This is a genomic window from Chamaesiphon sp. OTE_8_metabat_110 (assembly GCF_031382685.1).
Classification (GTDB): Bacteria; Cyanobacteriota; Cyanobacteriia; order Cyanobacteriales; family Chamaesiphonaceae; genus Chamaesiphon.
The window spans coordinates 1-4,085 of sequence record NZ_JANMZA010000085.1; the positions used below are offsets into that span (position 1 = coordinate 1).

The 4,085-nt window shown below is 50.9% G+C and carries 2 protein-coding genes; both read left to right on the top strand.

All coding sequences use genetic code 11. The annotated features are described in order from the left end of the window. On the top strand, positions 1-3,163 hold a 3,163-nt coding region (locus RMO52_RS03210), incomplete at its 5' end, for a ferritin-like domain-containing protein (RefSeq protein WP_310410767.1). Between the two features lie 190 nt (positions 3,164-3,353). Beyond that, positions 3,354-4,085: FAD-dependent monooxygenase (locus RMO52_RS03215; RefSeq protein WP_310410770.1), on the top strand; the 732-nt coding region annotated here is incomplete at its 3' end.

The following is a 4,085-nucleotide window of genomic DNA, read 5'->3' on the forward strand; positions in this document are numbered from 1 at the left end:
CGGAGCGCGGTATAACGATCGAGGGGAGTGGGATGAAGCGGGTGCTTTTAGTACGGCAAAAGGTTGGGATTTTGGCGGCAACGGTCATTTTGCGATCGAAGCTAAAATTGTCAGTGCCCAAAGGGAACCAGGACAGATCGACATCAATGACGTTGTGGTAGGGCGCAGTGTCGATCTGTGGGGACACCATAATGAATATTTGGGAACTACTTTTAATCGGACGCGGATTTTTGATGTCGATCCGGCTTCTAACTGGACGACAACCGTGATGCTCGGTCAACTGACCTTTGGCAGAGAAGGGGCTTCGCAGGAAGTCCCGAATTTGTTGTCGGCTCCGGTGGAAGGGCTGCAACCTGCGCGGTGGCAAAATTTTGACTATATTCAAAACTTGCCCGAACACTGTCTCAATCGTGAATTTCAGCGATCGAGCGTCCATCAGTTTACTGTTGACAAAGCGGCACCAGATTTTTTCTGGGGAGATGAAGTTGCCGATTCGCCGACAGTCGAGCTGTTGCGTCAGGCGATGGAGCGGGAGGATGTATTAGGGCTGGTAGTGCAATTTAGCTTGAGCAATATGTCTGCCCCGCTCCAACCAGATTCGGCTACTTTCTGGAATCTGCATGGCTCGATCGGGTTGTGGTGCGAGGGCGAGTCGAGTACTTATCCAGCGGGTAGATTGCTAATTCCTGCTGGTGGTATCGAGCGGCAAGAATCACCGCCGTTGTCTAATCTCTCCGTGTGCGTTACAGAGCGCGGTGTCAGTCTGAATGCGATTACCGCCGTACCTTGTATCGATCGTGCCCCACAAGCTGGCCCAGGGCCGACTCATGCGATCGGCCCCAAACGCGATTTAGGCGAGTTGGAACTGCGGACGATCGTAAGTCACCAATTAGTAGCGACGATTCCTAGACAAGCTTATCAGCAGGAAGCGCATCGACTTACGAGTGGGATTATCGATCTCCCCCTAGCCGCAGCGTGGGACGATCTCCGCACTGCGATCGAACAGGAAGGTTTGTCGATTATCGGTACCATAGACGGACAGAGACGAGTCCTGCTGGAGGAACAGGAGATTAATCTCCAGATCGACGAGGCTGCTCTGTTTCTAGAATTTCCCAACCACAAAACAGGTGAAGATTATGCTGTCGAAGTAGCGGTGCGATCGTTTGTGCGCGGGCAACCTGCACCTGTCGAGTCTGTCCATCTCAGTCAGTATTACAATCCCCGTGGACTACCTCAGCTCCGGCATGAGTTCGATCGCGATCCGGCGAAAGTCGGTCGAGATTTTCACTATCCCTCCAGTAGCCAGCTCAATATGCTGGAATTTAAACCTGGTAAACAAGCAGAAACCGGAGACTTTACCACTAGCTGCGTGTTGGCAACCGATCGGCAGGGGCTAGGCTGGTTGACGATTCGGGGCTGCCAGTCGGGAACTACCCGCGTGCTGTTATCGGCAGATCCGCAAGCATTACCTGTAGATCGCTATCATCCCGATGTAGCAGAACTTAGCTACGACAACGACGATCTTTTAGGTTTTTGGTCTGGGGCTGGCTCGTTTGCGGTGCGGGTGATGGGCGATGACTGGCATTTGGCAGATATTCCCGATCGCGATGTCGATTTCGATCTGATTTATAAAGAAATTCTCGCTTATTACGAATTGTGCTTCTCATTCATGAAAGCCGAAGTTTTTAGCCTTGCCGACAAGTGCAAAGTAGAAACTTATGCGCGGTTGATGTGGCAAATGTGCGACCCCCAAAACAAAAATAAAACCTATTACATGCCCCCAACTAGGGAATTATCTCAACCAAAAGCAATGCTTTTATATAAATATTTACAAAATCAACAGCAAGTTGGCTACGTTCCCGATCCCACTCCCACAATCAAACGGACGCAAAGATCGATCGAGACCCGTGAAGAATTGGTAGTCGCCCTGCGCCAAGCCGCCGAACTAGAAGTCGCGGTGATGTTGCAATATATTTATGCAGCTTATTCCATCCCCAACTACGTGACAGGTAAAGAATACGTGCAGCGGGGTTTATGGACTCCCGCCCAATTAAACTTAGCCTGTGGCGATGGGCAAGAGAAAGATAAATATGGAATGCGGGGCGTATTGTTGGAGATTTCCCATGAGGAAATGATCCACTTTTTGATGGTTAATAACATTCTGATGGCGATGGGCGAACCTTTTTACCCAGCCAATCCTAACTTCGGCGAGATCGACAGGTATTGTCCGATCGATGTGGACTTGGCACTCGAACCTCTAAATGCTAATAGTATTCACCGCTTTATGCGACTGGAAATGCCCGACTTTTTAGCAGAGGAATTAGCCGAACGCGACGTTGAAGACCCGATCGGCGATCGATTACATCGTTATGGTTCATTGAGCGAATTGTATCGCCAAATTCGCGAAGCCATTGAAACAATCCCCGATTTATTTCTCACTAAAAAAGGCCCAGCCGGAGGCGAGCATCACTTATTTTTAAGGGAGGATTTCAATCAGCATCACCCCCACTATCAGTTGCAAGTGGAAGATGTAAATAGTGCCCTGTTTGCGATCGACGTGATTACCGAACAAGGGGAAGGGTGCGATGCCAACTCGCCTAAATTCGATCGATCGCACTATCAGCAATTTCGCCGGATGGCAGCAGCCCTAGCCCAAGAACAGTTTCCGAAGGATAACGACAACGACCCCTTACCCTGGAATCCATCCTATCCAGCTCTACGCAACCCGACACTGCATTCAAAAGACTGTAGTACCAGCGTGGTAACTGCGGCGGAGACGGCGATCGTCATGCAAATCTGCGACGAGTGCTACTTCATCATGATGCAGCTCATGGTGCAGCACTTTGGGCTGATGCCGAATGGTAGCCTGCGGCGATCGAAACTGATGAATGCCGCGATCGATATTATGGCAGGCATGGTTCGTCCCCTCGGCGAACTACTGATGACGATGCCTTCTGGGAAGCGGGGCAGAACGGCAGGGCCATCTTTTAATATGGCAACCCAACCTGTTTATATTCCCACGCCAGAGATTGCTTATCAGGCGATCGCGCGGCGGTTTGAAAAATTGAGCGAGCGAGCTAAAAAATGTCCGGCGATTAGCAGCACAGTTACTGAGCTGTTTGATTTTTACGTTGGTTTTTTTACGGAGATGGCGATCGATTAGTTATGAGAGTTGGAGCGTAGTCCCGTTACCCCACCCCAGCCCTCCCCTTATAAAGGGGAGGGAGCAAGAAAGAAAGCCCTCCCCATGGGGAGGGATCCGGAAAAGCCCCCCCTTTATAAGGGGGGGTTGGGGGGGTAACACCATCTCAGTCGAAGCCTATCCCCTATCCCCTATCCCCTCTTTAGCAACCATGAATCATCAGAAGATCGAAACAGAAGTATTAATTATTGGTGGCGGCCCCGTCGGGCTAGCAATGGCCTTAGAACTGAGATACCAAGGCATCGATTGTGTGCTAGTCGAACAGTCTGATGGTGTCATCGATCATCCCAAAGTTGGGACTGTCGGGCCGCGATCGATGGAAATTTTTCGCCGTTGGGGTGTAGCTCAATCGATTCGCGATGCGGGTTGGCCAGCAGACCATCCACTCGATGTTGCTTGGGTGACGGCTGTGGGCAAACACGAGATCCATCGATTGAAGTTTGGTAGTCACGCCGAGCGAACCTTACCACCCTATAGCCCAGAATCAGAACATCCCTGTCCCCATCACTGGCTAGTGCCCTTACTCATGAAAGAGCTGGGTACTGCTCCGGCTGGGCCGATTAACCTCAACTGTCGGATGGAAAGTTTGGAATCGACTCCGCAGGGAATTGTCGGTCAAATCACATTTTTAGAGAGCGGCGATACAGCGACTGTCGAGGCTAAATACGCGGTGGCTTGCGATGGTGCGAGTAGCGTCATTCGTAAAACCTGCGGCATCGATACGCTCGCCCACCATCCCACTCGCATATTTCAAAACATTCTCTTCCAGGCACCAGAACTACCGGAGATTTTGGGATCGCGGCGAGCATTGGTGTTCTTTATGATGACCCCAGATAATTTGCGCTATCCGCTGCGATCGATGGACGGGGTGGGTCTATATCGC